At 65.9% G+C, this 24,724-nt stretch carries 24 protein-coding genes and 1 riboswitch; of the genes, 5 read left to right on the forward strand and 19 right to left on the reverse strand.

All coding sequences use genetic code 11. The features are described 5' to 3' along the window. The first annotated feature begins 110 nt into the window (after nt 1-110). On the forward strand, nt 111-1,856 hold the full coding sequence (locus HLH21_RS15475; RefSeq protein ID WP_182944658.1) for a flagellar hook-basal body complex protein: 1,746 nt from the start codon (nt 111-113) through the stop codon (nt 1,854-1,856). 200 nt (nt 1,857-2,056) lie between these two features. Here the strand turns inward: HLH21_RS15475 and HLH21_RS15480 are convergent, their stop codons facing one another. The 3 genes from HLH21_RS15480 to HLH21_RS15490 form a co-directional block, all read right to left on the reverse strand. Continuing rightward, complete coding sequence (locus HLH21_RS15480; RefSeq protein WP_182944659.1) at nt 2,057-2,458, reverse strand: flagellar biosynthesis regulator FlaF; 402 nt, start codon at nt 2,456-2,458, stop codon at nt 2,057-2,059. Nucleotides 2,459-2,620: 162 nt separating this feature from the next. Next, on the reverse strand, nt 2,621-3,604 hold the full coding sequence (locus HLH21_RS15485) for a MotE family protein (RefSeq protein WP_264811706.1): 984 nt from the start codon (nt 3,602-3,604) through the stop codon (nt 2,621-2,623). A 661-nt stretch (nt 3,605-4,265) separates the two neighbouring features. Next, nucleotides 4,266-4,460 carry a hypothetical protein gene (locus HLH21_RS15490; RefSeq protein WP_182944660.1) on the reverse strand — a complete coding sequence of 65 codons (195 nt, stop codon included), beginning with the start codon at nt 4,458-4,460 and terminating at the stop codon, nt 4,266-4,268. On the opposite strand from HLH21_RS15490, the gene HLH21_RS15495 reads away from it, so the two are divergent. Together HLH21_RS15495 and HLH21_RS15500 are read left to right on the forward strand one after the other, a co-directional pair. Continuing rightward, entirely contained in the window at nt 4,459-4,668 is a 210-nt protein-coding gene (locus HLH21_RS15495; protein WP_182944661.1) for a hypothetical protein, read from the forward strand. The two genes, HLH21_RS15490 and HLH21_RS15495, sit on opposite strands and share 2 nt — an antisense overlap. Before the next feature lie 84 nt (nt 4,669-4,752). Next, nucleotides 4,753-7,296 (forward strand): tetratricopeptide repeat protein, encoded by a 2,544-nt coding sequence (locus tag HLH21_RS15500; protein WP_264811707.1) that lies wholly within the window; start codon nt 4,753-4,755, stop codon nt 7,294-7,296. 35 nt (nt 7,297-7,331) lie between these two features. Here the strand turns inward: HLH21_RS15500 and HLH21_RS15505 are convergent, their stop codons facing one another. The 6 genes from HLH21_RS15505 to HLH21_RS15530 all read right to left on the reverse strand — a co-directional run bounded on the left by HLH21_RS15505 (nt 7,332) and on the right by HLH21_RS15530 (nt 13,591). After that, complete coding sequence (locus HLH21_RS15505; RefSeq protein ID WP_246379859.1) at nt 7,332-7,661, reverse strand: hypothetical protein; 330 nt, start codon at nt 7,659-7,661, stop codon at nt 7,332-7,334. A 189-nt stretch (nt 7,662-7,850) separates the two neighbouring features. Beyond that, nucleotides 7,851-8,144 carry a putative quinol monooxygenase gene (locus tag HLH21_RS15510; RefSeq protein WP_182944663.1) on the reverse strand — a complete coding sequence of 98 codons (294 nt, stop codon included), beginning with the start codon at nt 8,142-8,144 and terminating at the stop codon, nt 7,851-7,853. Between the two features lie 247 nt (nt 8,145-8,391). Continuing rightward, complete coding sequence (locus HLH21_RS15515) at nt 8,392-9,711, reverse strand: MFS transporter (protein ID WP_182944664.1); 1,320 nt, start codon at nt 9,709-9,711, stop codon at nt 8,392-8,394. 126 nt (nt 9,712-9,837) lie between these two features. After that, nucleotides 9,838-10,725 (reverse strand): DMT family transporter, encoded by an 888-nt coding sequence (locus HLH21_RS15520; RefSeq protein ID WP_182944665.1) that lies wholly within the window; start codon nt 10,723-10,725, stop codon nt 9,838-9,840. A gap of 100 nt (nt 10,726-10,825) precedes the next feature. Next, nucleotides 10,826-12,901 carry a putative bifunctional diguanylate cyclase/phosphodiesterase gene (locus HLH21_RS15525; protein ID WP_246379860.1) on the reverse strand — a complete coding sequence of 692 codons (2,076 nt, stop codon included), beginning with the start codon at nt 12,899-12,901 and terminating at the stop codon, nt 10,826-10,828. Between the two features lie 447 nt (nt 12,902-13,348). After that, complete coding sequence (locus tag HLH21_RS15530) at nt 13,349-13,591, reverse strand: hypothetical protein (RefSeq protein WP_182944666.1); 243 nt, start codon at nt 13,589-13,591, stop codon at nt 13,349-13,351. A 135-nt stretch (nt 13,592-13,726) separates the two neighbouring features. On the opposite strand from HLH21_RS15530, the gene HLH21_RS15535 reads away from it, so the two are divergent. Together HLH21_RS15535 and HLH21_RS17205 are read left to right on the forward strand one after the other, a co-directional pair. Beyond that, complete coding sequence (locus HLH21_RS15535; RefSeq protein WP_246379861.1) at nt 13,727-14,215, forward strand: DUF2721 domain-containing protein; 489 nt, start codon at nt 13,727-13,729, stop codon at nt 14,213-14,215. 416 nt (nt 14,216-14,631) lie between these two features. Then, nucleotides 14,632-14,763 (forward strand): hypothetical protein, encoded by a 132-nt coding sequence (locus HLH21_RS17205; protein WP_264811643.1) that lies wholly within the window; start codon nt 14,632-14,634, stop codon nt 14,761-14,763. 42 nt (nt 14,764-14,805) lie between these two features. Here HLH21_RS17205 and HLH21_RS15540 read toward each other — a convergent pair whose 3' ends face one another. From HLH21_RS15540 to HLH21_RS15585, 10 genes are all read right to left on the reverse strand, one after another. After that, nucleotides 14,806-15,786: an ABC transporter substrate-binding protein gene (locus HLH21_RS15540; RefSeq protein ID WP_182944686.1), complete on the reverse strand. Its 981-nt coding sequence runs from the start codon at nt 15,784-15,786 to the stop codon at nt 14,806-14,808. 26 nt (nt 15,787-15,812) lie between these two features. Next, nucleotides 15,813-18,206 carry a TonB-dependent receptor gene (locus HLH21_RS15545; RefSeq protein WP_182944668.1) on the reverse strand — a complete coding sequence of 798 codons (2,394 nt, stop codon included), beginning with the start codon at nt 18,204-18,206 and terminating at the stop codon, nt 15,813-15,815. Further along, nucleotides 18,197-18,292, reverse strand: a riboswitch (TPP riboswitch). It overlaps the preceding gene by 10 nt. Nucleotides 18,293-18,695: 403 nt before the next feature. After that, the gene (locus HLH21_RS15550) at nt 18,696-20,354 is read right to left on the reverse strand and encodes an ArnT family glycosyltransferase (protein ID WP_182944669.1); all 1,659 of its coding nucleotides are present in this window, start codon (nt 20,352-20,354) and stop codon (nt 18,696-18,698) included. A 13-nt stretch (nt 20,355-20,367) separates the two neighbouring features. Beyond that, nucleotides 20,368-21,123, reverse strand: coding sequence for a glycosyltransferase family 2 protein (locus tag HLH21_RS15555; RefSeq protein ID WP_182944687.1), 756 nt, complete (start codon nt 21,121-21,123; stop codon nt 20,368-20,370). Nucleotides 21,124-21,136: 13 nt separating this feature from the next. After that, complete coding sequence (locus HLH21_RS15560; RefSeq protein WP_182944670.1) at nt 21,137-21,631, reverse strand: F0F1 ATP synthase subunit B family protein; 495 nt, start codon at nt 21,629-21,631, stop codon at nt 21,137-21,139. Nucleotides 21,632-21,661: 30 nt separating this feature from the next. Continuing rightward, the gene (locus tag HLH21_RS15565) at nt 21,662-22,273 is read right to left on the reverse strand and encodes a F0F1 ATP synthase subunit B family protein (RefSeq protein ID WP_182944671.1); all 612 of its coding nucleotides are present in this window, start codon (nt 22,271-22,273) and stop codon (nt 21,662-21,664) included. 15 nt (nt 22,274-22,288) lie between these two features. Then, nucleotides 22,289-22,513: an ATP synthase subunit C family protein gene (locus HLH21_RS15570; protein WP_012224283.1), complete on the reverse strand. Its 225-nt coding sequence runs from the start codon at nt 22,511-22,513 to the stop codon at nt 22,289-22,291. Nucleotides 22,514-22,569: 56 nt separating this feature from the next. Then, complete coding sequence (locus tag HLH21_RS15575; protein WP_182944672.1) at nt 22,570-23,319, reverse strand: F0F1 ATP synthase subunit A; 750 nt, start codon at nt 23,317-23,319, stop codon at nt 22,570-22,572. Between the two features lie 31 nt (nt 23,320-23,350). Beyond that, the gene (locus HLH21_RS15580; RefSeq protein ID WP_182944673.1) at nt 23,351-23,674 is read right to left on the reverse strand and encodes an AtpZ/AtpI family protein; all 324 of its coding nucleotides are present in this window, start codon (nt 23,672-23,674) and stop codon (nt 23,351-23,353) included. Between the two features lie 288 nt (nt 23,675-23,962). Continuing rightward, the gene (locus HLH21_RS15585; RefSeq protein WP_182944674.1) at nt 23,963-24,724 is read right to left on the reverse strand and encodes a hypothetical protein; all 762 of its coding nucleotides are present in this window, start codon (nt 24,722-24,724) and stop codon (nt 23,963-23,965) included.

Below are 24,724 nucleotides of genomic sequence, written 5' to 3' on the forward strand. Positions count from 1 at the left end.
GAACGGTGAGGCAAGCGACATCGTGTGACGCATTGCGCCCATGATGGATGGTTTTTTCTGCCGGGTGGCGGACGGGCCAGACAGCAGCTCGCACGAGGCAGGGACGGCTTATGTCAGTTTTTAATGCCCTTTCCACGGCTGTCAGCGGCATCAACGCGCAGTCAACCGCGTTCACGAACCTCAGTAACAACATCGCCAACAGCCAGACGGTGGGTTACAAGGCCAACTCGACGGCGTTCCAGGACTTCGTGGCCGGATCGATGGCCGGTTCCTCGGCGTCTCAGGACGTTTCGGACTCGGTCAGCGCCGTCACCGTGCAGCATGTGAGCCAGCAGGGCACTGCCTCGGCCAGCACCGATGACCTGGCCATGGCGATCTCGGGCAGTGGTCTGTTCGACGTGTCGAAGGAGACCGGCGAGGCCACGTCCGGCACCACGCAGTTCGAAAACCGGCAGTACTACACACGAAACGGCGAGTTCTACGAGAACAAGGCCGGCTATCTGGTCAACACCAGCGGCTATTATCTTGATGGATACCAGGTCGACCCCACGACCGGCGCCCTTGGCACGTCCCTGACGCAGCTCAACATCGCCAACATCGCCTTCCGCCCGACGGAGACGACCACCCTGACGCTGTCAGCCGCCGTTGGAACATTGCCGAGCAGCACGTCCACGGGTCCCTACAGCCAGAGCTATACGACGGCGCCGGCCACGACGTATGACGCGAACGGCAATGCCTCCAAGGTTGCGCTGACCTGGACGCAGAGTTCAACAAACCCTCTGGTCTGGGACGTCAGCGCCTATGACGCGGAAGGCACCGGGAAGATTGCCTCGAACGATTTTCAGGTGACCTTCGACAGCAATGGCGCCCTGGCCTCGGTCACCGGCACCAGCGACGGCGCCCCCTACCAATCTTCGACCCTGAGCGGGGCATCCGTCGAGCCGACCATCACATCGACGAACTCCAACGGGATTTCGCAGAACATAACGCTCGACCTCGGCACGATCGGGGGGACCAGCGGCACCACGATGGCCGCCGCCACGGGCACCCCGAGCACGGCCCAGGCCTCGGGCCTGACGGCCGACACCACGGCCGACACGCTGACCATGGCGTCGACCGCCCTGGGGACCACGACCGGGTCGCAGCAGACGTACATGACGACGCCGACGGACGTGGGCGGAACACCCGTATCGGCCGTGTGGACCCAGACATCCGCCGCGCCTCCGACGTGGACGGTTCAGGCGGTCGATCCTTACGATACCTCCGCGACCTCGCCGGTCAGTTCCGCCCCTTACAGTGTCGTTTTCAACGCTGACGGCACGACAACCGTGACGGACATTTCGAACCCGGCATCGCCGGTAGCGGTTCCTGGTGGATTGGGCGCTCTGAGCGCCACCGTTAGCGGCACGACTTATGCCATGGATCTCAGCGGCGCTTCCCTGTCCGCGACCGCCCTGAGCACGGATTCCACGGCGCTGACCAGCGACAGCGTCGCCAGCGGCACATATCAGGGGGCCGAGATCCAGGATGACGGCTCGGTCATGGCCGTGTTCGACAATGGCGACACGCAGCTTATCGGCAAGGTCGCGCTCACCAACTTTGCCAACGTCGATGGGCTGAACGCCGTTGACGGCCAGGCCTATACGGCCACGGCGTCGTCCGGCACCGCGCGGACAGGTACCGTTGGCGAAAATGGGACGGGAAGCCTGTCGGTCGGCTATGTCGAATCCTCGACCACGGACCTGACCAGCGACCTGTCCGCGCTGATCGTCGCGCAGGAGGCTTATTCGGCCAATACAAAGGTCGTCACGACAGCCGATCAGTTGCTTCAGAGCACGATCGCGATGAAGCAATAATGATGATCCGGTCGGCCTGCCGATAGGGGCAGGCCGACCTTTTCGTATTCGACGGCGGGTTTCCTTCCCGAAGATTCGGGACCCGCGTGCGACGCGGCCGTTTTTCTCTGAACGATCATTCGGCGGACAATGCGGCCGCGAGGCGCCGCGCAACCTGCGTCAGACGCCTCTCCGCTTCGGTGGTTCCGCCTGCCGCTGCCTTAGAGATGGATGTCGGTGTCGAATTCCTGCTCACCGTCGCTCACAACCGCCTCCAGACCGGCGCGCACGTTTTCCGCGATCTCAATCAAGGGGGTGAGAGGCAAATCGGGCTCCAGCATGGCCTTGATCGCGTATCTCTGGGCCTGATTGGCCAGAGTGACGAACAGTTTGCGCTCATCGAGCGGGGTGACACCTGCATCCAGGGCATTCACCTTCATAATCATCGACCAGAGCCGCTGATGCCTCGCCAGAGCCTTCAGCCGGACAGTCGGATCGGTGCTCGCCGCGGCGGTCTCAAGTTCGTTGGCGAGCATTCTGAAACATGCTGCGTCGGCCTGCCTTCCTGTCAGGGAAGTGTCCGCGACGCTGCGGTAAGCCTTCATTGCGGGGTGAGTCATCATCGCACCGTCTGCCGTCCGTTACTCTTTACCGTCGGTTATGAAATTCTGGCATGTCACCACGAACCGTTTCTACACCTGCCCCGCGACCCTGACCATCCCGACCCGCCTTCGGCCGTCACTCCGGGATGCGTTCCCCCGTGACAAACCCGGCGCGGTTCATGGCTATTGCCGCGAAGGTTTCAAGGGCCCCTGCTCGGCCAGCCGCTGCGTGGGCGGGTTCCGCGACCACCAGGGCGATGCCCCGATATCGGCCGCCTGCTCCGCCTTGCCGTCGTCCGATGCATGGGTCGTGTGGAAACTCCGCACGCCAGCCAGGAATTGCGAAACCAGGTTCACACGTTCCGGCGTCATGTACCCCATGATGGCTGAAATCTTCCGGGGGCTCATCGTATTGGCGAGAGAGACCAGCACATGGATATCCATGATGTTGAAGACTGCAGCAGCCTCCTTGGCCGGCATATCCTCGTATATCCGCACCAGCCTGTCGGTCTCGGCCAGCATGATCTCGCGCTGCGCCGCCTGCTTTTCGGCAAGCTGCGCCATGGATGCGTCGAGATCACGCATTCTCTGATCCAGTGCGGCATTCGCCGCATTGAGGACCTGCCTCTGGTCCTCCAGGGTCTTCTGCGCGCTGTCGATGTCGGACCGGCGGGCCAGAATATCTTTGACAAGGTCCGCCTCGGCCTTGCTGACCTGGGGATTGGCATCCGGGCCGGCCGTTGCCGACGCCAATGTCGTTCCGGCGCAGGACATGCCCGGCTGGCACGCGCCTTCAGACGCAGGCGCCTTCCGCGCGGGCGCGGCGGGTGGGGTCGTCTTTACGGCTGCGCCGTTCTCATCGGATGTCAGGAGCGACATCCACCCCTGGGCATCGTTAAGGTTTTTGGTCGCTTCAGCGCCGACGGTCTGGATCGCGGAAGCCTGGCCGGACGGCTGGGTGGCGTCCGAACCCGTCCCGGCGGCCGGCCCTTCCGCTGCCTTGGCCTGAGGCATGATGGTTTGCTCGGTCGTGTCCGCGCCATCGTCCTTAAGATGGCCGGCAAGCGCGTGCATGTTCATCGCCAGCAGAAGCGTCATCAGGCTTGACGAGATAGGTACAAGTTTTCCGAATGACAGACGGGGTATTTGCATCACGACCTGGTCCACTCATGGTTTCCTGACGGCCGCCACAAGCAATGTCCCCGGCACGGGCCAAGGGCACGAATATTTATACAGTCCACAGGCTGCCCATCAGGCGTAGCCCTGCTGAACGCCGGTCCACGCTACTTATACCATCTGTGCCGGTTATGCCACCTGCCGCGGTCCGATGCCACAGCCTGCGGAACCCAGGGCACGACGTCATGTGCGCGTCGTCCATGAAGAACGGCTGGACAACCCCCGGCTGGTCCGGGCCAGCGGCCCCGCCGAACACATGATTGCCGCCCTTCATGCTGGTTCCCCTGGATTTTCCCTGCCTGACCATGCCCTTACCGGCTACCCGGCCTGGTCATTACCCCTGGATCGGCAACCTTCCCGTTACGTCCTGTATTGGTGGTCACTGCAAGCAGAAAATCGGACCTTGTGCAGAATACAGAATATTGATGGGGTGAAATGGTCGCGCGTGTCAAGCCGTGCGCGCGTTTTCGGGCTCTGGCTGAAGCTTCTCGCACCCGGCGCGCGTGAAGGTTTATTGCACCAGGTCCGCATTCCAATCATCGCCCGCATCGTTACGTTTCTTAAATATTTGGCCTATCGAAAGGACGCGGGACAGAGGCCAAAAAACACCTTGGCTAAGGCATGGTCATCCCATAATCTGCGGCGGTATAGTTCAGCCATGGCTTATGGCATGGCGGGCCTGACAGGGGTCGTAAAGCAGGAGGCCACGCTCTGGCGGTGCTTTCGCCGCCAGGTCCGTTTTGGCTTCTCCGCCGGGAAAATCCTTGCTTTTCCGGCTCTTTTTCTGACTTTGAAGGGCAATAAAAATGGCAGATACTTCGGCGGCCGCAGCGTTGGCGTCCAGCATGCGTGCAGCGACCACGAACATGACGCATGCGGCCTATCGCGCCGCGAAGCCGGAACATGCGGCAGCCGCCGGCATGAATATCGTGTCCAGGAATGGCGATGGCTCGACGTCGTCCACGCAGTTCGACGCGACGGGACAGATCGTTCCCTCGACGACGTCGCACAAGCAGAATTCCGCGACGGCGAGTTTCGTCAACCTGCTCGCCTGAGCGGCGCCAGCACGGGACATGCGCGGTTCTGTCGGAAGATTTCGCCGGAGCGCCAGGGCATTCCCCCTTCAGGATTGACGATACGTGCTTTTCAGCAGAGCCCCGCGCGTGAGACGTTGCGCCGCGCTTCCGGGCACCGCGCTTCCCGTTATGCTGCTGCTGTCATGCTCGGCCATTACTCCGGTCCTGGCCGGCAGGCGGCACCCTGCCCCCACGCCTGCCGCGGTCCCGGTCGCGGCACCGGTGCAGGGCGCGCCGCAGGATAACGATCCGACCGAAGCGGGACTGCCGAAAGGACTGCCGGCGTCGTGGAAGGCGACGGTTCTTGATGTTCCTGCCCCGCATTCGAAGGCGGGCACGGGGCCCGGCACCACCACCAACGGGAACGCCAAGGCCACGGCGGCGACCGGGCCACATCAGGCCGAACCCTCCAGCAATCGCGTTCTGATCCCATTGCCGCCGCACATGGGGATCGCAGGCTTCCAGAGTGGCGACAACTTCATCATCGTCGTCGACAATGCCGAGCCGATGGACACCAGCGCGTTGCGCGGCGACGGCATCTTCTCGACCCTCACCGTCAATACCCTGCCCGATGCCACCGTGATCCAGCTGCGTCTTCCGGACACCCGGCATCTCTACCTGTCGCAGCAGGCCGAAGGATGGGTGCTGGCAGACAAGCCCCCGCCCGAAGGCGACTACAACGACAGGCGCGTCATCAACCCGCGGCAGGGCGACAATGGTGGCATCCTCTACCCGATGCGCCGCCCCGGACGCGTGCTCTCGATCAACGACCCGACCTCTGGCGCGCGGCTTCTTGTGGGCACGTCGGCAAGTGACGACGGCGGTATCCTTTCGCTTCGAAACGGAGACGGGTACGACGTGTGGCCGACGACGGAAGGGGTTGTCGTCGCGGCCCGATCGCCGGACATCGGCCTGAAGGCGACGCCCGACGGCGCCCTTCTGACCTCGTCCGGCACATCGGTTCCCGACAGCGCGGCGGCGGTTTATGGCAGTGACGTCGACCTGAGCTGGCTGGGCCTGCGAAACCTTTCGGACAAGGCGCTTGCGGCGCGCTTCCATGATGCGGCCATCGCCGCCGCGGATTCGGAGCCGGCACAGCGCTTCGCGCGCCGCCTTGACGCCGCACGGGCCGCATTCGGCGCCGGAGCCTTCGTGGAAGCGCGCGGCATCCTGACCGTCGCCCTGCAGGATGACCCGGAAGAAGGGGCCCGGCCGGATGTCAGGTTCCTTCTCGCGGCGTCCGAATTTCTCAGCGGCGGCACCGAGGGCGCATCCCTGCTTGCCGGGCCATGGCCGGACGACCAGGCGCGTGCGACGCAGGTGTGGCGCGGTCTTTACCTTGCATCCGCCGGGGGGCACGACGCGGAGGCGGCATCCCTCCTCGCGCGGGATTTCGCGCGACTGAAGAACTATCCCGATACCGTGCGTAATACCGTTCTTCCGATCGCCGCCGAGGAGATCGGGCGCTACGGATCGCCGGAGGAGCTGTCCGCCCTGGATCGCATGCCGGCAGGCGCGCCCTACCTGCTGGCCTCCGCGTTCAGGGAATTACGGACGGGGAAGCACGACCGGGCGTATGCGGCGTTCCGGAAGCTGGTCGAGAATGCGAACCCGATCGTTTCCGAAAAGGCCCAGGAGCAGGTGACCTCGCTCGACCTTGCGGAGGGTCGCATAACCCCCGACGCGGCGGCCGAACAGTTCGGCTCCATGATTCCGGACGCGCGTCTGGCCGGCCGGGAAGCCGCCGTGCGTCTGCTGCAGGCCGATGCCTATGGGCGGATGGAAAAATGGAGCGACGCGCTGACCGCCATTGATCGGGCACGGGCCGCATCGTCCCTGGTATCCTCCGAAATGGTGGCGCCGCTTCTTTTCCAGACCCTGGCGGAGATTGCCGACGCAGGGGCAAAGGGAGTGGACCAGGGCAATTTGCTGCACGATGCGGCGCAGCTCAGGGCGCATCTGCCGGACCTGCCGCCCGGGCCGAAGAAGGGGGACATTCTGGTTCCCTATGGCAAGATGCTTCTTGCGCTCGGGCTGCCGGACGAAGCGGCACAGGCGTTCTCCGACGCGATCCCGATGCTTGATTCCCCGGTCGTCCGCGCGCTGGCGGGCGAGGAGCTTGCGAATGCCGATATCGCGCGGAATTTGCCGAAGGACGCGGTGGAGGCACTGGCAAGGACGAACGATCCCGGTCTTCCGGACGACCTGAAGGCCAACGAACGCAGGATATTGGCAAGGATCGCCCTGGCGACGGGCGATCAGACGGCCTCCCTTTCCCTGCTGCGGGGGGATACGAACATGGCCTCGCTGGACATGAGTGCGCGCATTCATGAAGGAAAGGACGAATGGGCCGCCGCGGTGCGCGATGTCCGCAGGATCGTGGAAGCCGAAATCCCGAAGAAAGGCCCGCTGACACAGGAACAGCAGGCTCTTGCGCTTCGTCTGGCGTCAGATGCCACGCAGGCGGGTGATCGGTCCACGCTGGACTGGATCGCCGGCCGGGTCGGGGACAGACAGATGGAACAGGGCAACGGGCGCGTATTCAGGCTGCTGACAAAGCGTCAGGAAATGACGTCCTCGATCATTTCGACTTCCCTGCCCGAATAAGGCCATCGCCGCCGGATTCGGCAGGCCTGGCCGGCCTATGGAATATAGGCGTTCGTCGGCGGGACCTTCTGGACCGGCATGTTCAGCCTGTTCGCGTTCTGGTCCTGCGTCAGGCCCGTCGGTCCCTGCGCGACCTCGCGGGCGACATTCGGCATCAGGTCGGGGCGGCTCCAGCAATCAACGCCATTCCAGCTCTGCGTGCAGTAGGGCTGCGGCGCCGGTGGCCTGGCCTGCGGCGCGCACCAGTCCTCGCCGGCCTGGATATAGCCGGCATTGCAGTCCAGTCCGGTCAGGCGGTGGGCGATATTGTCCGGGGCGCACCCGGTAACAGCCACGGCCAGGAGTAACGTAATCCTGCGCTTCATCATCATAGTTACCAGTTCGCGTCCTTCAGAGGCCTGGTTTGAACTGCGGCCTGCCGGGCGAAAGTGCCGCCGCGCGTCGGGTCGCCAACCGGGCGCGGTTCAAACCAGCCTCTCAGGATTTTGCACATGCGATGTCCGACAAGTCCAGCCGGCGGACACCCCCATGAACCGCGCCGGGCATGTCGGCCGTTATGCAACCGGATCAAGGAACGTCACGGTCGATGCGCCGCCTTCGACCAGTGTCCGGATCGCGTCGTTGAAGCGCCGGCCATGCGCCATGCCGATATGGGCCTCGAACGCGGCCGCATCGCGATAGGTCTCCTCGACATGAAAGAAAGCCGGGTCGCTTTCCAGGCGGTAGACGACGAAGCGCACGCAGCCGGGTTCGGCACGGACATCGCGCGCCAGGTCCCGCAGCAGGCCGGCAAGGTGCTCCGCCTGCCCCGGCAGCGCGCGCATGGTGGCATAGAGGGATTTCTGCATCCGGTTTCACTCCCCAGGTCATGAAGTTGGGCGTCCATGTTACCCTATCATGCCGCGGCACGTCTCAGGGCGCTGCTCCATTGGCACCAAGTTATATGGAAAAAGGAAGGTCGGGCGATGCCCGAACCCGGCAAGGGCCTCGGCCCTTGCATCCCATTCGTTTTATGAAGTCCTGGGTTTCCAAAGGGCGATGCCCTGAAACCAAGTCGTTTCATCCCTGATCGGGGTCCAGGGCCTCAGGCCCGTGTCATTGTTCGGGCAGGGCGCTGTTGTCGGTTTCCGGCGCGACCGTGAACAGCGCCAGCACCGCCAGCCCCAGTGCCGCGCCGGTGACGGCGAAGACCGGGGCCGTGCCACCGTGTTCGGCGATCAAACTGATGCCGAACGCACCGCCGATGGCCCCCAGGCGGCTGATCCCCGATGCCAGGCCCATCGCGGTCGCGCGGATGCGGGTGGGAAACAGTTCGGGCGTGTAGGCATACAGCCCCGCGACCGCCCCGTTCAGGCCGGCCGAAAGCCCCATGGCCCCCGCCAGCAGGCCGGCCACGCCATTCGCGCGGACCAGCAGCAGCGCCGACAGCGCGGCCAGCACCAGCGCGCCGATCATGACCCGCCGCCGTCCCAACGGGCCGTTCAGCCAAGCCGCGGCGAAATATCCGGGGATCTGCGCCGCGAAGATCAGCAGCGACAGGCCGAAACTGTCGGACAGGTTCAGCCCGCGTTTCAGCAACAGGCTCGGAATCCACGAAAAGAAACCGTAGAAGGAAAAGAACAGCCACGTCCACAGCCATACGCACAGCAGCACCCGCGAGCGCCACCGCGCCGACCACACGCCCGGACCGGCCGGCGGCGCCTCCTCCCCCACCCAGGACTGAGCCGGTGGAAGCGGATCCCGCCCCCCGCCACCGGCAAACGCCTGGATGACCAGACGCGCCTCGGCATGGCGGCCGCGGATTTCCAGCCAGCGCGGCGATTCCGGCAGCGCGCGCCGCCACCACAGCAGCAGCAGGATCGGCAGGCCCGTCATCACCGAGGCCATGCGCCAGCCCTGGGGCGCGGCCGAGACGATGAAGAAGCCCAGGCACGCGGCCAGGAAATAACCGAACGAGAAGAACCCGACCACCGCCCCGCACAATCGCCCGCGCAGGCGTGCCGGCAGGAATTCGGCGATATAAGGGATGATGACCACGGCCTCGGCCCCCGTGCCGATGCCACAGACCAGGCGCAGGGCGAAATAGGTCCGCCAGTCCTGGGCCAGGGCGCTGAGGCATGACGCCACGCAATACAGCGCCAGTGCCGACATCATGATGCGCCGGCGACCGATCCTGTCGGCCAGGAAGCCCGACAGGAACGAGCCGATCAGATAACCCTGCGACGTGCTGGAGGCGATCAGCCCTGCCTGTACCCCGGACAGATGCCAGGCCCCGCGCAGGACCGGCAGGAAAAACGCCAGGGACGATCCATCCAGACCGTCGAACAGATAGCCCAGCCCCCCGATCAGCAGCAGACGGACATGGGCGCGCGACAGGGGCAATGCATCGAGCATCGACGACATCCTCACCGGCATGTCGCCCCTGTCCGCCTGCCTGTCCATATCGTCCCCTGCCCGGTTGCCGCGTCGTTCGTCCGACCGAGTGTGGAACGATCCGTCGGCCTGATCCAGCGTTGCCGGATAGCGGCCCGGCGCGTGCCTTTACGACCGGGCCGGCGTCGGGGCGGCCAGCCGCCCCAGCGGCGCGAAGGTGACCAGATTGCCCAGCAGGATCAGGACCACACCGGTCGTCATGCCCGATGTCCATCGCGTGCCTTCATAGACGATGGAGATCGCCAGCGCGACGACGGGCGACAGGATGGTGGTATAGGCCGCGCGATCCGCGCCGATCCGATGCACCAGGTGCAGATAGGCCAGGAACGCCACCACCGATCCCGGAACCGCCAGGTACAGCAGCGCCCCGATCCATGCAGGGTCGGTCGAGCCGGCCAGCGACGACCCGCCCGCCAGGACCCGGACGGCCAGGAACAGGCATCCCCATACCATGCCGCGAAAGACCGCGTTCGGCAGGTCGACCCCCGACGCCACCGCCCGGCGGGACAGCATGTTGCCGCAGGAAAACAGGAACGTGCCCGTCAGCGCCAGGACCGTTCCGATGGGGGAAATACCGCCGACACCCGTCAGGCCGGTCAGGAACACGACGCCCAGGATCGCGATGCACCCGCCCAGCACGCTACGCAGGCCGGGGCGATGGCGGAAGAACACCCATTGGTTGAGCGTATTGAACAGGGTCGCCAGGCTGAAGATGACCGAGACGGTGCCGCTGGCCAGATAGGTCTCCGATCCGTAGATCGCCAGGAAATTACACGAAAACAGGCACGCCCCCATCGGCGCCAGCCAGCCATGAACCCGCAGCGGAACCCGCCGCCACCGCCCCGACAGGCGCAGCCACGCCCCCATCACCAGGGACGCCAGAAGAAAGCGCCAGAAAATGGCCGTCTGAGGCGTCGTCACGCCGACCTGGACATGGATGGCGAACCAGGTCGTGCCCCAGATCAGGACGACCGCGAAGAACAGCAAGGCAAGCATGACCGGACCTTTTCTGGACGGAACCTGATCCAGCCTGGCGGAAACGACCGGCCGGGGCCGGCGGGCGGCCTGTGCCTGATGCCCGCGACCTGACCCTTGCCTAATCGCGGCGGACATCCAGAAGCTGCCGCGCCTCGGCCGCCGGACAAGGGTAACTGAAGAAAAATCCCTGGATTTCGGAACAATTCACCTGTTTCAGGTAATCGAACTGCGCCTGCGTCTCCACCCCTTCGGCGGTCGCCACCACGCCCAGGCTGCCGCACAGGCCGGTGATCGCCCGGACGATCGCCCCGCCGTCGCCCATGCCGTTGCCCATGTCGCGAATGAAGCTGCGGTCGATCTTGATGCGCGTGAAAGGCAGGCTGTGCAGGAAACTGAGGGACGAATAGCCGGTCCCGAAATCGTCCAGCGCGATCTGTACGCCCATGTCGCGCAGCTGGTGCAGCACGCGGCCCGCATGGGGTACGTCGTCGATCATGGCGGTTTCGGTAATTTCCAGTTCCAGCCGCATCGCATCCAGCCCCGAACATGCCAGGGCCCGCTGCACGGTTTCGACCAGCCCGCCATGTCGGAACTGGGCCGCCGACACATTGACCGAGACGACCGTATCGCCCGGCCAGCCAACCGCCTCGCGACATGCGGCATCCAGCGTCCAGACGCCGATGTCGTACATCAGGCCCATGCTTTCCGCGGCCGGGATGAAATCACCGGGCGAGACCAGGCCACGCAGGGGATGCTGCCAGCGGATCAGGGCCTCGAAACCGACGATCCGGTTGGTCTTGAGATTCAGGAACGGTTGGTAATACAGGACGAATTCGTCCCGCTCCAGCGCAAGGCGCAGGTCGCGTTCCAGCTCCATGCGCCGGCGCCGCGCCTCGTCCATGTCCGGATCGTAGAAACGGATGCGGCTGGCGTCCCCATCCTTCGCGTGCTGGAGCGCAATGTCCGCGTTCCACAGCAGGGTGTCGCGATCGACGCCGTCGGCCGGGAAGCGCACGATGCCGATGCCGACGCCGACCGTGACCTCATGCCCCAGGACGGCAATCGGCCGCGTCAGGGCGGTTCGCAGGCGGCGCGCCAGGGCGTCGATGCCCGCATCGTCCTGTTCCGAATGCACGACGATCGCGAATTTGTTGCCGCGGAGATGCGCGCCCAGGTCGGACGATCCCAGGATCGCCCGGATGCGACCGGCGGCGATCCGCAGCAATTCGTCCCCGGCCGCGTGCCCCATCGTGTTGTTGACACGCTTGAACCCGAAAAGATCGAAATAGAAGACGGAAAACCGATTGTCCGGCCGCGCGCAATGGATCTGCAGATGCCGCTGCAAACCGTACAGGTTCGCAAGAGCCGTCACGGGATCATGCTGTTCGAGGTACGTCGCCCGGCTTTCCGCCTGCCGTCGGGCGGTCATGTCGTCGCAGGTCACGACGCGGCGGCCATCGGGCAGCACGAAGCATGACAGAAGGATCGAACGATCCTGGCGTCGGGTCTCGATCGTCCAGTCGCGCTGCCCCTCCAGCCCCTGCATGTCGGTCTGGTGCAGGACGATCGCGTCCCCCCCGTCGCCGGGGACGCCCACCAGTTCGGACAGCAACTGGTCGGACGACGTGCCGTATCGAAGATGGTCCTCCGACAGGCCGAGAACGGCGCCGAAGCGGGCATTGCAATAGACCAGCCCATGGTCGGCGCCGAACAGCGCAACCCCTTCGGATATTTTCCGCAGAATGATGTCCAGCGCCGTATCCGCCGGGCAGTGCAATCCGGTCGGCAGGTTCCGGATCGTCAGATCGCGGATGAAGGCCACGGCCCCGGCCGTCGGCCGGCCCTGGTCGTCGGTAAAGGCATGGACGACGACCTGCGCGCGGAAACGGCTGCCATCCTTGCGCCCGGCCGTGCCGGTTCGTTCGCCCCGTCCCCAGTCCCGCGCGGCCTCCAGCGCCTGCGACGGCACGCCTGTCCCGCCCTGGTCGGACGGAAAGAGATCGGAAAACGGCCGACCCAGGATATCGGCTGCCCGATAGCCCGAGATCCGCTCGGCGTCGGCGCTCCAGCCCGTGACGTGACCGGCATGATCGAGAAGACAGACGAAATAGTCAGGCAGGATGGGCCCCGCGGCAAGGCCGATCGGCACCGGGCAGAGGAACAGCGATGAATCCGTCAGGAACGCCATGTCCATCCACTCGATCCAGATTCTGGCCGCTTCGCCGCGAAGACATGCATGCCGACGAAAGAAACCAATAGTGTGCTTGCAGGATCGGAAACAGATCCGTCCTTACGAATCAGGACCGGGCCGTCACTTGCCCGCCACGCGCATGATGTCCCCCCAGGACGTCCGGACATATCCACCCCGTCATCGAAATTCCGCCGGGATGTCCGCATGCGACAGAAATACTCCGTAAACATTAAGGACAGCAGATCAACCAAGTCAATATGACATCGAAATATATGCCGCTCGCTGAAGCAGGCGGCAGGTCACGCGCGGGGATGCGACGACGGACGGCGATGCCGGACGATGATTCATGTCGGACAATCCATGACGAGGCGGCCCAGAAGACACAGGAGCGTTACAATAGGCGCAAGTGTCGGAAATTCAAGGCCTTCTATCCGATGCGACGCCCACCTGCTATGCGTCCGACCGTCCGACCCGCGCCGCTTTCCACGCGGCCTCCAGCGCATCGGGCATGGTGTCGTGAAACGCGCTCCATTGCGGTACGGCGTCGGGCAGGCCGACGGCGGCGCGCCAGCGCAGCACCGCGCCGGCATCCGCCACCTTTTCGATCCGGATGGCCCAGTCGGCTGGTATCCGCCCCAGCAGGCGGGCCAGACGTCTTTCGGGTGTCAGCGGCATCGCATAGTTATGGGACAAAGCACGGCCCTCCTGCACCGGTAGACTGGCCGATCCAGGAAACCGGAACAAGACGGCGCTGCCATGGCCGGTTGCGCCGCACGCTCGGATTGGCTTCAACGCTGTAACCGACGACCAACCCGAAGGCGCCCCATCTTGTCTCCCTTTCCCGCCCTGCTGCCCGACGAACCCGTCGACAGCGTCGCCCATCTGATCCAGACCGCGCTGACCCCGGTCTTCATGCTGTCGGGCATCGGCACGCTGCTGAACCTGTTCAACACGCGCCTGGCCCGCGTGTCCGACCATATCGAGAAAACGACCGAAAGCCTGGACGAAGCCAACAGCGCCACACAGCGCCGCCGCCTGCGCCAGCACCTGACGCACCTGCACCGCCGCACCCTGCTGCTGGACGCCGCCATCCTGCTGGGCGCGATCGGCGGGGCATCGGCCTGCGGCGCCGCGTTCGTCCTGTTCCTGGGCAGCCTGCGGGATTCCGCGGTCGCCTGGTGGCTGGTCCTGATGTTCGGTGTCGCGCTGACCTGCACGGTGGGCGCGCTGGGCATGTTCCTGTGCGACAGCCTGGCGGCCTGGCACGGATTGCGTATGACGACGTCCTGGACGCGGATGCCCAAGCCGAAAAGCTGACCGGCCCGCCGGCTTGCCCCACTAAAGGGCCAAGCCGAAACGAACCCGGTGAGGGCCGCCCTTGCCGGGTTCGGGCGGAGCCCGATCTTCCGCCACCCGTCCCGCCGACAAATGGGACGTTTTTGATCACATCAGCGTATGATTAAAAATAAATCACTATGATTAAAATATAATCATACTATGGGACCGCTCCTGATCCCGTGCCGGTGATCGCCCAAAATCGCATCACGATTCCCGGTGATATATTCCGCCGAGGAACCTCAGTAAACGACTGACTGTTCAGAGAATGAACAGAATATTCATGTGCCATTTACTATGCAATTTTCAGTCATCAGACCCTATGTTCTTTCCTGTTGCACAGGTCCGGGATTCGGTGTTGGTTCCCGCCCCAACACCAATCCATAGGATTTTAGATAATGCTTATTCATGAAATCGGTAATCTGGTCGCCAACTCGATGGGCGTCGCGTCGTTCCTGCCGCTGGTTGCCTTCCTGCCGATCGTCGCCGCCCTGGTGGTCGCCACCGCCGTGTCCGACCGCGTCGCCTGACACCGCGCCGGCCATCAGGCCCAGCCGCCCCGAGGGCACGCCCTACGGCGTGCCGTCCGCCGGATCGACGGCGTAGGCCGACAGCGCCAGGTCCCGCCGCACCACGCCCCGCTCGCGCAGGAAGGCCATGAACGTCCGGTAGCGCCGGCCGTTCAGCACGGACGGCTGCTTGCATACGCGCGGCAGGATCGCCGCCCACGCCGCGCGATTCAACGGCGTGTCCAGTTCCGGATGGTCGTGGACCGCCTGCGCCAGGATCGTGTCGGGGTGGTTCAGCAGGGTGTTCGTCCCCTCCTCCAGCGCCGCCATGAACCGGACGATCCGCGCGTCGTGCGCGTGGTCGCGCGCGGCGACGAAGATCAGTTCGTCATTCAGCGGCACCCCGTGCTCCTCGGGGTAGAAGGCGACCGGCGAGACGCCCTTCTGCTGCAGGTCGATCAGTTCGTAGGTCCGCGTCGCGCCGATCACGGCATCGACCGAATGCGACATCAGCGCCTGTTCGAGCTGGAAATTCACGTTGACCTGCCGCACGTCGGACAGCGACAGCCCCACCGACGCCAGCATCGTCGCCAGCACGGCGTCGTCCACCCCCGCCATCGAAATCCCGATCGTCCGCCCCTTCAGGTCGGCCAGCGAACGGATCCCCGGCGCCGCGATCAGGGTGTCGAGCGGCGTGTCGATCAGCGTGCCGACCCGCAGCAGCGGAATCCCCTGCTCCGCCAGCATACCCAGTTGCGTCTGGTAGGAAATCGCCAGATCCGCCTGTCCCGCCGCCACCAGCCGCGCCGGCGATCCGGGGTCGGCCGGGGCGATCAGCTTGACCTGCAGCCCGTGGCGACGGAATGCGCCACTGTACTCCGCCGCCAGCAGGGCCGCGTGATCGGCGTTGAGAAACCAGTCGAGGATGATCGTCACGGTTTCCGGCGCGCTGCCCGGCGCCTCCGCGCGTGCCGGCCCGGCCAGGACGATGGACAGCAGTGGCGCGATCGCAAGGCCTGCCAGCAGGCGCAGCAGCTTTTTCATCATGTCGGCTCCGGTCGGTGGAGAGGTCAGAACGCGCTGGAACCGGTCAGCATCACCGCAAAGCCGCCGCCGACATAATAGGTCGGGGCCTCGCCCGCGATCGTCGTGCCGTACCGGCCGGTGGTGTCGCGCGCATTGAAGGTCGGGTTGGCGACGCCGGACAGATAGTGGCTGTCGGTGATGTTGATGAAGTTCAGGCGGAATTCCGGATGACGCGCCACGCCGATCGACGACATCCGGTAGCCCAGCGTCAGGTTTCCAGTCGTATGGTCGGGCATGCGTTCGTCGTTCATGAAGGTCGCATATTGGTGGCCGACATATTTGACGCTGGCCATGCCGAAGAACGTGCCGTCGTCATAGGTCAGGCCGATCGCGGCCTGCAGCGACGGGCTGCGTACGGCCGTCCTGCCCTGGGTGGGCAGCACGTCGCCATCCACCGTCATGTCGTTGTCGATGGTGGCATGCAGGTATTCGCCGGACACGTACGGACTGAAATGATGCCAGGGCCGCAACCCGGCCTCGACATCGATGCCGCGCGAAGTCTGGCCGCCGGCATTGACGGTCGATCCGATCAGCGACCCGTTATGCGACACCACCGTCTGGATCTGCCGGTTGGTGAAATTGTAATTGAAGAAGGTGACGCTGCCGATCACCCGCTGGCCGGCATAACGGTAGCCGATTTCCTCGGAAATCGAATATTCGTTACGCAAATCATTATTGGCCGCATTGACCAGCGCCCCGCTGGTGGGGTCGTACGCGTCGTACAGCGACGATTCCGCCGGGGCGCGAAAATTCGTGCTGACGCTGGCGAAGATCTGATGCTGCGGATTGATCTGGAACCGCGCCCCCAGCCGAGGCAGCGGTTCGGCCACGTTCATGGTCGAGCGGTATTGCGGGCCCGGCAAATTGTTGGTGCCGTCGCGCGACAGCATGACCTCCTTGAACCCGGCCTCGACCGTCAGGCGCTGGTTCAGGAACGACATCGTGTCGCCCACGAACAGGGCGCTGACCTGCGAGATGGTGTGGTTGTCCCCGCCCAGAAGCTGCCGCCCGTCGGGCAGCAGGATCGTGCCATCGGCCGAATCCGCCCAGATATTTCCCGGATGGCCGTTGGCCGGCAGCGGCGAGAAGGGCTGGGTTTCGGTGTCGTCGGAATAATCGTACCAGTACCCCATCGTCAGGCGATGACGCCCCAGCCGCCAGTCCAGCGCCGAGGTGAAGCCGGCGCGATAGCTGGATTGGGTATAATCCGCCATCACCGTCGCCATGCCGCCCTGCGCGCCGGGAATGGACACGGCATACGGCAATGGCTCGGTTCCCTGCCAGTTGCCGGTGGTGGACAGCACGGCGCCGCCGGGGGCGTTGCCGTACCCCCACTGGGCATAGGGCGTCACCGACAGGTGCAGCGCGCGCGTCAGCGTGAAGCGTGAGGGCGCCGCGGCATAGAACAGGCGATACGGGTCCTGGTACAGCCGCCAGTAATCCGTGCCGGCGGCCGCGTTTCCGGGGTCGTAGGTGCTGGCGTAATTGTTCGGGCCGGAAACGCCATAGGCATGCCAGTCGGCCATGCCGATCTGGGGATAGTTGCTGGTCACGGCGTCGTTCCAGGTGCCCAGCACCGACACGCGGTTGCCGTCCCCCCACTCCTTCACCGCCTTGAAGTCGATATGCTGGCGCCGGTCGCGTCCCGAGCCGCGCCAGTTGCTGGTCTCGCCATGGGAATAGGACACGAAGGCGCGGATGCCGCTGTGCCCGATCTCGCCGGTGTCGATCCGGGCGAATTCCCGGTCGGTGTGATACGACCCGTAGGAGGCGTCGACCATCCCGCCGGCGTCGTGCGACGGGTCGCGGAACCGCAGGGACATCAGCCCGCCGGACGCATTCAGGACCGGGCTGTCCAGGTCGGCCGATCCCTGGGCCAGGGCGATTTCGTCATAATTCTCGTTATCGGCGAACTGGCCCGGATAGCCGGAATAATAGGCGATGTCGTTCAGCGGCATCCCTTCCAGCACATAGCCGATCGAGTCGCCGGACAGGCCGCGCACGTTCAGGTTGGTCTGGGCCGCGAACCCCAGCGGGTCGGAGGAACTGACATTCGCCCCCGGCAGCAGGGCCACCATGTCGAACGCGCTGGCGCTCGGCGCCTGCCGGGCGATGGCGTCCGCCGACAGGGTGCTGACCGACCGTGTCGCGGTTTCCGGCCGGATCAGCCCGCCGCCGGGCTGGTTGCCGATCCGCCCGTTCGCGGTGGCGAAGGTGCCGTCACCCGTCACCACGATCCGTTCGCCGGCCGGATGGCGGACCGGCGCGCCCGCCGGCGTAGCGGGGGCCGGGGTGGACGCCGCCACGGCCAGGGCCGGAATTTGGGACAGGACAAGCACGCCCGAGAGCGTGCGCGCATGTCTGTGCATGCGTTTCATGATCTTCTCCCTACGCTGGCATGACCCAGGTCAGGTACAACGGGTTTGATCTCAGCCCGCGTTTGCGGACACCCCGGTTTGTTGCGATAGATGATGGAAAGGCGCACGCCGCGTCAAGTTGCGGCGTCCGGACCTACGGCGGGACTTTCTTTTTGCGTGAGCCTCCGGATGCCGCCTTCAAACAGGCCGGCGGCCCCCCATATCCTGGCGATCGGGAGGCACTTTCCTCCCGGCGGGAGGGTCCCATGTTCAGGGGATTGAGCCGTTACGGGCACGGCGGCACATATCGCGCCCGGTCTTTCAGTATCTGGGATTTTGTCGGCATCCTGGCCCTCGCGGTCGCCTTCGGACTGTCGACCGCACTGATTTTCTTCAGTGGATGATTGTAGGTCGGGCTTTGCCCGAACCCACCAGGACCTGAGGCCCTGGACCCCATCATGGATAGAAACGACTGGGTTTCCAAAGGGCTAAGCCCTTGTCGAAGCAGCATCAGGGGGATGAAGGCGCGAACAGCCCGATATCAAGCCGCTTGCCGGTCGAATAGTTCAGGCCCGCCACGCGGCCGAATTCGACGGCGTCCAGCCCGTTCTGGCGCAGGCGGGCGCGAAAGGCGGGTTCGTCCCTGCGGTCCACCAGCGCCAGGCCGCAGGCCCGGTTGTCACGCAGCAGGTCGGCCGCCGCGACCGGGCCGACAAGGGCAGTGTTCTGGCCCACCAGGAACACCAGGCTGGGTTCCGAGAACGAGGGCGAGGCCACCACCGTGTCCGGACAGGGACGGTAATCGTCCACCAGCGCCGCCAGCCGCGGACTGAGCCAGATCGTCTGCAGTTTCGGGATCACGGTCAGGAACAGGCCGACATGGATGATGACGGCGGCGGCGATCGCGCTCATGACCGCGCGCAGCGCCTCGCCCCGCAACAGCAGCCACAGCGCCACCCCCATCAGCGGCAGGGCGCCGGCCGGCACGATCAGCGCCGCCGGGTCGATGACGTGCTCCAGCCGCCACAGCAGGGCCGGCCCCGCCAGGCAGAGCACCACCCCGACCGCGAACCAGAGGGTTCCGTAGGCCGCAAGCACGCCGCGTCCCCATCGGCTGGCCGGCCAGGACCAGCGATCCGGCATGGTCATGATCGCGGCGGCGGTCAGCAGGGCGATCGCCGGATAGGTCGGCAGGACGTAGTGCGGCAGCTTGGTCGCGATCGCCTCGAACACCAGCCAGTGCGGCACGATCCAGCACAGCAGGAACCGCACCGACGGCAGGCGTCGGCGGGTCCAGACGAACGGCAGCGCCATCGCCGCGAAAATCGAACCCGGCCAGAATGCGATGGCGAACACCGCCAGATGATAGCCCGGCGGCAGCCCGTGCGCCTGCTGGCCGCTGGCGACCTTGCCCAGGAAATTGGTCCCCACCGCGCGGGAAAAGAAATCGCCATGGCTGACGATGCCGATGGCGATGCACCAGGGCAGGACGATCGCCAGCATCAGCGCCCATCCCCAGGACGGCCGCAGCCGGCGCCACCACTCCGTCCGCCGCTCCACCAGCGCCAGCGCCAGCGGCGTGCCGAAGCCCGGAATCAGCACCACCGGCCCCTTGAGCATCAGCCCGGCCCCCAGCGCCGTCCAGTACAGCAGGGCGGCGGACAGCGGGGTCGGCCGGTCGCGTTCCCGGTCCAGATAGGCGCGCAGCAGCCCGGTTTCGGCCAGCAGGACCACCAGCAGCAAGGTGGTGTCGATCGTGGCCATCCGCCCTTCGGCCGTCATCAGGACCGAGACCGCCAGCAGCCCCGCCGCCAGCAGTCCGCTGGCCGGCCCGAACAACATGGCCCCGATCCATGCCGTCAGCACGACCGCGCCCGTCACCGCCAGCAGCGAGGGAATGCGATAGGCCCATGCCGCCTTCTGCCGCAGCGTGCCGGTGGCGGCGACCGATGCGGCCTCCAGCCAGTAGATCCCGGCGGGTTGCAGGTAGCGCGGCCGGTCCTGGAAGCGGACGTCGATGAAATTGCCGCTACGCAGCATCTGCGCGCTGGCTTCCATATAGCGGGGTTCGTCACGGTCCAGCGGCGGCAGGGTCGCCCGGCCGGGCAGGAAGATCAGGAACGCGCACAGCGCGAGCAGCACATAATGGCGCAAGGTCAGCCGCGTCATCCGGCACGCCTCCTCAGCGTTCGATGACGCGATGGGGCAGCCTCGTGCGGTTGTTCAGCCACATCACGCCCAGAAGGTCCCGGATGCCGACCAGCGCCCGGTTCAGGTTCGTGTATTTGGAATGCCCGTGCAGGCGGTTGCGATGCCGCACCGGCTGGCACACCAGGGGCACGCCATATCGTCCCATCAGCGAGGGCAGGAAGCGGTGCAGGCCCTCGAACTGCGGCAGACGCAGGAAATCGTCGCGCAGGAACAGCTTTATCGGTGCGCCGGTATCGGGGCAGCCGTCGCGCAGCAGGCGCCGGCGCAGGCCGTTGGCAAATCGCGTCGCCATCCGGCGCGACAGCGTGTCCCGGCGGCGCAGCCGTACGCCGACCACCAGGGGCGGCCGCCCGGTCGCGGCCATGGCCAGGGCCAGCATGCCGGCGATTTCGGTGGGGTCGTCCTGGCCGTCGCCGTCGATGGTGGCGATCCAGCGGCCGCGCGCGGCCTCGATGCCGGTACGCAGGGCCGCCGACTTGCCCAGGCGGCGATCATGGCACAGCACCCGCAGGCCGGTCAGGATGCCCTGCTGCCGGACCGCCAGCAGGGCGTCGACGGTCCCGTCGGTACTGCCGTCATCGACGAAGATGAATTCGCAATCCGGCAGGGCCTTGCTGGCCTCGGCCATTTCGACACAGACGGGATGGATATTGTCCGCCTCGTTCAGGACCGCCGCCACGATGGTGACGACGGGGGCCGGACGGGCCGAAGACGCGGGCGCGGTCAGAAACTGCGCCCCGTCAGGCGGCGTGACGGGTCAGGGCCGACGGCAGGTCGGCAATGGCCCGGTCAATGATCGCCTCGCCGGCCGCGGCGGGCAGGGCGACGGCCAGGGCGTCGCGCGTCGCCTGCATGGCAACGTCGATCGCCGCCAGCCGGACCTCGCGCACCGCGCTGCGTTCGGAGGCCGTGATGCGGTCGCGGGCCATCTGCTCGCGCCGGCGGGCGACGGCGTCGGCTTCCTTGCGGGCTTCCTCGGCGATGCGCGCCGCCTCGGCCAGCGAATGCTCAACCAGGGCACGGGCCTCGGCCAGGGCGAGCTCACGCTCGCGCGTGGCGTCCTCGAGCATCTGCTCGGCCTCGCGGCGCAGGCGCGCGGCTTCGTCCAGATCGGCGCGGATACGCGCCGCCCGGCCGTCCAGCGCAGTGACCAGCGGCGCCCAGACCTTCTTCCCGAACAGGACGAAGAACAGAACGAATGCGACGGCCGACCAGAAACGGGGTTCGTGCAGCATGGTCTTGGACCTGTTCCTAATACGCCCCGGTCAGAAACCGTGGGCCGTCGCGGCGTCGTTCACCCGGCCGGCGAGCACGTCGCCCGGAACCGAGATGCCCGACACCTGATGAACCAGAACCTGCGCCGTCTCGTCGGCGATCTGACGCAGGGATCCCAGGGCCTGGGCGCGGGCGGCGGCGACGCGCGCCTCGGCCTGGCGGATATCCTCCGCCAGACGGGCGTTCATCTCCTGCGTCTGGCGCAGGGCGGCCAGACGGGCGTCCTCGACCACCTTCTCGACATTGGCCTGCGCCTCGGCCATCGCCGAGCGGCGGGCCTGGTGCAGGTCATTGACCGCGGTGTCGGCATGGGCCTTGGCGCGGTGGGCGATATCCAGATCGTTCTCGATCGTCAGGCGACGGGTGGCGAGAACCTTCTCGACCTTCGGCAGGGCCGAACGACTGAGAAGCAGATACAGCACCAGAAAGATGACGCCACCCCAGATCACCTGACCGGTGACCAGGGGATTGGCGAAGTCAAGCTGCGGCATGCCCACGGCGCGCGCGCCCGGCGCGACCATGGCCATCAGCGGCAGGGCCAGCGCGGACGACATCGCAAGCGACGCCGCCTTTCGGGTGATCGACACCGCGGAACGTGCCACGTCGGCCTCCGATACTCAGACGAACAGGATCAGGAAGGCGATCAGCAGGGCATACAGGGCCACGGCTTCCGTCAGGGCGAAGCCCAGCATGCCCAGGCCGAACACGTGCGGACGCGCGGCGGGGTTGCGGGCAATGCTGCTGACCAGCGTGGAGAAGATGTTACCCAGGCCGATGCCGACGCCGGCGAGGGCGATAACGGCGATACCGGCACCAATTTCCCGGGCTGCAGCGATGTCCATAGCGAGGCTTTCCTTGTTTGTTCAGGCGTTCAGGTGAGGCTGGGGATAGGCCGCGATCAGTGTGCGACCGCCTCCCGCAGGTAGATGCAGGTGAGGATCGCGAACACATAGGCCTGGAGCGCACCCACCAGCAATTCGAGCGCCATCAGCGCGATATTGATGACCACCGGTCCGACGGCGAGCACATCGCCGACCAGCCCGAGCCCGGCCAGCATGATCGTGAAGGCGGCGAACATCTCCAGCATCACATGGCCTGCCACCATGTTGGCGAACAGTCGGATCGACAGGCTGACGGGACGGGAGAGGAACGAGAGGATCTCGATCGGCACCAGCAGCGGCGCCAGGGCGACCGGCGCGCCGGCGGGCATGAAATGCGCGAAGAACTTCGCGCCCTGCGCCTTGAGCGAGACGATGACCGAGAGGACGAACACCAGCAGCGCAAGCGCGAGCGTGACGGCGACATGGCTGGTGAACGCGAAGGAAAAGGGCAGCAGGCCGAGATAGTTGCCGGCCAGGATGAAGAAGAACAGGGTAAAGACGAACGGGAAGAAGGCGCGGCCTTCCGGGCCGATCGTGTCCACGGCCATGTTGTAGATGAAATCGTAGCAGATTTCCGCCGCGGCCTGCAGGCGGCCCGGCACGACGGCGGCGGGACGCATGCCGACATACAGGAACGCCAGCACCAGGATGGATGCGACGATCATCATGACCGGCGACTGGCTGAAGTGCAGGGACTGCCCAAGCCCACCCAGCATGGGGTGGAGTTCGAACTGACCGAGTGCGTCGATGGTGGATCCGGCCGCCAACTTCGTCTTCCCTATACCGTTCCGGCCCCTGTCACGGGCCCGGCTTGTCCCCCGGCGTGTCGTCGGGCCTGACCAGACGCCAGACATTCAGCACGCCCGCAGCGCCGCCCAGGAACGTGAACAGGATCAGGAACGCCGGGCGCGTGCCCAGCCACCGGTCCAATCCCCACCCGAGCGCGACACCGACCACCAGGGCCGATACCATTTCGGTGCCGGCCCGGAGGACAACCCCCAGGTCGGACATGTCGCCCCCCGCCGCCTTCGGCTGCGTCGCCCGGTCCGGCCTTTGCCGGTCCATGGCCTGTCGCAACCTGCGGTCGAAGGACTCCCGGGAGTCGTCCGGATCCTTACCCAATTTTCACACCTCCAGACGGGTGCAGGCGCTAGCTAACGAGGTGGCAATAAGCTGTCAAGCGAACGCTGGCGTTTCCTGCCGAGGAAAACAGCCATCTTTTCCAATGAGCCGTCCGTGCCGTCGGCGTTGGCATGGATCGGACAACCGGCCGGCCAGCCGATCCGCGCCTGCGGTCCGCCGCCGGCCATGCAGACATTACAGATCTGACACGCAGAACGCGCATATAATATCATCTGCGGCGGCAATGCCATAGCCGGCAGGACAGGCCGGGCGTTGCCCGAGCCCCGATCACGGCCGGGATGTGGCGCCCGGGATCTCGTCATAGGCGGCGCTGCCGGGAAAGGCGCCCGCCGCCGGCGCGTCGGACGGCGCGACGCGGATGGTCTGGCCGGGCGCGGGGCCGATGTCACGCGCGTCGATCGCCCGCCCCAGCGCGCCGGTGCTGCCATTGCCTACGGCATGCAGCGGGCGTCCCGGCTGAAGCCACGCCGCCAGGCGGGTGGCCTCGGCCGGCGTCAGATATATGACGCTGTAATCCTGCATCACCGCGCCGGTCAGCTGGCCATGCAGGGAATAAAGCGGCGTCCGCACGGTGCCGCTCACCACGATGTCCGGCCCGCTGGTCGGCGTGGGCAGCCTGACCGAGGTCGCGCCCGCGTCCTCGACCCGCCGGCCGCGCGGACTGGTCACCGCATAGGCGCGGACGATCGGCAGGTCGCGGCCCTTCAGCCCGCTGACGGAAATCCGCTCGCCCGGCTTCACGATGCTGGCGATGGCGAGGCCGAGTTCGTGCGAGCACAGGACCTGGGTCCCATCGGTCAGCATCAGCCCGTCGACATCGCCCGCCGGGGTCGGCAGGTACTGGGCGACGACGCCCGTCGTCACCGGCAGCGGCGCGAAATCATAGGCCGACACCGGATGGCTTTCCTGCACCGCCATCGGCGCCACCGGCGCGGCCGTGCGGGCGGATGCCCCGGCGGACACGAACAGCCCGGTGGCCGCCAGCAGGCAGGAGGCCGGAAGGAAGGGAAAACGCCGGAAAATACCCAT

The organism is Gluconacetobacter johannae (assembly GCF_014174305.1).
Lineage (GTDB): Bacteria > Pseudomonadota > Alphaproteobacteria > Acetobacterales > Acetobacteraceae > Gluconacetobacter > Gluconacetobacter johannae.